Annotated in this window: 1 protein-coding gene; it reads right to left on the bottom strand. The window is 52.9% G+C overall.

The window, feature by feature from the left end; all coding sequences use genetic code 11:
* Nucleotides 1-454: FAD-dependent thymidylate synthase (gene thyX / locus FLW16_RS43080; RefSeq protein WP_142566733.1), on the bottom strand; the 454-nt coding region annotated here is incomplete at both ends.

The following is a 454-nucleotide window of genomic DNA, read 5'->3' as shown; positions in this document are numbered from 1 at the left end:
AAACAGGGCGTCGCCTCCTCCGAATAAATCTAATTCTTTCGTGCAGGTCTTAACCTTATCCGGCAATACATAATCGAACCCGCCGATCTTATCATCGCTTCCCATCCGCACATAACGCTGTGATTGGACGCTGAAGCTGAAACCGACGCGATGACGTGTAAGCTGCGCGAGTAACGCCCGGCTGACGCCTTCAATCGCAAAGGTGAACGAGATATGCTCAAGCGTTGACGAATGGCCCGAACGGACGATATGTCGGAACAACCGATCGGCGTCTGTGCCTTCGCCACCATCTGACGCTTTGGAGCCGAAATACTTGGCGCCTTCCTTTGCGACGATTTCGGTCGGTTTATTGGCGCTATAGCACGATCTGATTGCGGTTAGGGCGACCGCTTGGCCGTCGGTTGCGTTTCCGGCCCATTCGTAAAATAAATCCTCCGATTCATGAAAGAATCCG

This window comes from Microbispora sp. KK1-11 (assembly GCF_006874435.1).
Lineage (GTDB): Bacteria > Actinomycetota > Actinomycetes > Streptosporangiales > Streptosporangiaceae > Microbispora > Microbispora catharanthi.
The sequence above is the reverse complement of the archived record's forward strand: the minus strand, read 5'-3'. Positions and strand labels throughout refer to the sequence as shown.